The organism is Sulfurihydrogenibium yellowstonense SS-5, from assembly GCF_000173615.1.
In the GTDB taxonomy this organism is placed as follows: domain Bacteria; phylum Aquificota; class Aquificia; order Aquificales; family Hydrogenothermaceae; genus Sulfurihydrogenibium; species Sulfurihydrogenibium yellowstonense.
This window is the reverse complement of record NZ_ABZS01000202.1, coordinates 1-2,738: the sequence shown is the minus strand read 5'-3', so window position 1 is coordinate 2,738 and position 2,738 is coordinate 1. Positions and strand designations below refer to the sequence as shown.

The 2,738-nt window shown below is 28.9% G+C and carries 2 protein-coding genes; both read left to right on the top strand.

All coding sequences use genetic code 11. The annotated features are described in order from the left end of the window. The first annotated feature begins 129 nt into the window (after positions 1–129). Positions 130–2,145, top strand: coding sequence for an LPS-assembly protein LptD (locus tag SULYE_RS07525; protein ID WP_007548119.1), 2,016 nt, complete (start codon positions 130–132; stop codon positions 2,143–2,145). 463 nt (positions 2,146–2,608) lie between these two features. After that, on the top strand, positions 2,609–2,738 hold a 130-nt coding region (locus SULYE_RS08120), incomplete at its 3' end, for a glycosyltransferase family 2 protein (RefSeq protein ID WP_007548118.1).

The window sequence follows — 2,738 nt, the reverse complement described above, 5'->3', positions numbered from 1 at the left end:
ATATCAAATTAGATTCTGTAAGAACCTTTTTAGCTATGCTTTTTTCTCTAAGCCATTCTCTTGGTTTGTTTGTCATCTTTTACCTCTTGTATAATATAGTTAATATTTTACAATTTTCTGAGGTTATTGTTGGAAAGAGTTCTAATAATTACTATATTACTTTTAATAACATTATCCTTTGGCCAAGAAAAAGTTATCATAGAATCCGATAAACTTGAAAGAGAAAAAGATAATATCGTAATAGCTGAAGGGAATGTTGTTATTACCTCTGGCGATAAAGTACTAAAATCACAAAAGGTAATCTATGACTCTGAGAAAAAGATCGTAACTGTCCCGGTAAAATTTTACATAAAAACAAACACTTTTGAAGGAACCGGGTCTCATGGTTGGTATGATTTTGAAAATGATTCAGGAGAAGTTTTTGACTATCAGGGAAAAGTTGATAATCAATACTATGTGAGAGGCTATTATCTAAAAAAAGAAAAGGATGTTTACTATTTTAAAGATGGTGAATTTTCTGGCTGTCCTTTTGACCAATACGATTGGAATTTTAAAGCAAAATCTGGAAGTTTAAAAGAAAACGACCAACTTAAAGCATACAATATGTCTTTTAGATTTTGCAGACTTCCTATTTTTTACACTCCATATTTTTCATACCCAACAACAGATAGAAAAACCGGGTTTTTAGATCCTATGATTAGTCAGGATACTTATAACCCATTTATTTACAGACAGCCTTTCTTTTATGCTATAAATGACTCTTCAGACATTACTTTTACAACAGATTATAGAAATAAGCAAGGACTTGGAACAAGCTTAGAATATAGAAGAGTTTTTGAAAGAGGTATTAATTTTAAAACAAATATAGATTTATTTAAAGAGTCTGGAAAAAAAGATTGGTGGCAAAATAGACCTGAAAGTCCAAAAACTTTTAGATACAGATTTTCTCTTGAAACTAACTATTCTCCGTTTTATAATTGGCAGTTTTTCACAAAAGCAGATATTCCAAGTGATAGATACTTTTTTGAAGATTTTTATAACTATTCAAGATTAAAGTATACAGCTTTCACAAGGTCTTATATTTTTGGAAGGGCTAATACAGATAAGTATCTATTAGAGTTAAATTTCAACTATCTTTACGACTTAACGACGCCGAATAACAAAGCTACTTTACAAAGACTTCCTCAGTTAAGATTTTACTGGAAGGAATCTAAGCTTTTTGACCTTCCATTTTATTTTGATTATCTGTCAGATAATAATTACTTTTTTAGAGAAGAAGGAACTACCGGACTTAGAAGTGATAACATTTTTAGAGTTGTTAATTATAACTACTTTGGAAAAATTCTTAACACTTCTGAGATAACTCCAAGACTAACTTTATACCTAAACACAAAAGGAAACAATGCTTTTGACTCAAGATTTTTAATTCCTTTTAAAAATACTACTCAAGCAACATTTTTCAGACCTTACAAAGATTTTAATCATATAATCATTCCAAAAATCTCATTTGAATATATATCAAAAATAAATCAATCTTCTTTGCCATATTATGATAGGTCTGATAGAATCAACGAAAAAGAAGATATTGATTTCTCTTTATTTAACATATTTAATTTTAAGAATAATAACTTCCTAAGATGGGAGATATCTCAAGGATATACCTTTTTAAATCATTATTATATTGGTGAAAATATGTATAACTCTCATATTAAACCACTTAAAAACAGTGTTTATTTAAACATTGGCAAATACTCTGCTGATAGTATTCTCTACTATGATATGGAAAAGAAAAATCTTATAAGAACTATTTCAAGCTTTTCTACTCCGATTAGGGACAACATAATCTATTCCGTTGCATACACTTATGACAGAGGAACAAGCACAGAAAATTCACAAAAGCAGATTTCTAACAGTATTTTTGTTAATTATAAAAATTTTTCTTTTAGAGTAGGCATTTTAAATAACTTAAAGTATGGATATGTACAAAATAAAAACTTAATTTTTGATTGGAACAGAGGATGCTGGAGTTTATCTTTTAGCTACTGGGAAGACTACAATATCACAACCCAAAAACGATATAAAAACATATTTATCATTATAAACATTCTGGATATGAGATACAGAGTTCCATTTGTGAGAAATTAAGCTTTACATTGAGTTAGTCCAAATTAATAGTTATTATATGCAAGCAAAGCATAACCACTGAATAACAAACTTGCAATGACATAATCATGGGTCTTTTACCTGCACTTTCTTACTTATCCACTTATCCTTAAGAAGATAGCAATTTGATTTAAGTTTGAAATGAGAATGCTTGTAAAAATCAATATTGCCATTCTGCAACCAACGAAGAATCTCCTACTTATACTAAATGTCTGTAAATGGGTTATACCATTTTGGAAAATAATAAAAAATGAAAATCGTGATACCTTTAGCTTGTTGCTTGCTTACAAAAGCTCCTCAACTGTCTAATTCTGAGCGTAGCAAAGTATCTTAACAGATTTATTTGAAATCTATCATACATGTTTATTTCTTTTAACTTATACACCCAAATGACCTTGTAAATATTTCACTCCCAATTTGGCTTTGATATGATATTATTTTTACCATGAAAGTTAGCGTTATTATTCCGGTTTATAATGGTGAAAAATATATAACTCAAGCGATATTATCTGCTCTTGATCAAACGTATAAAGACACGGAAATAATCATTGTTGATGATGCATCTACAGATAAAA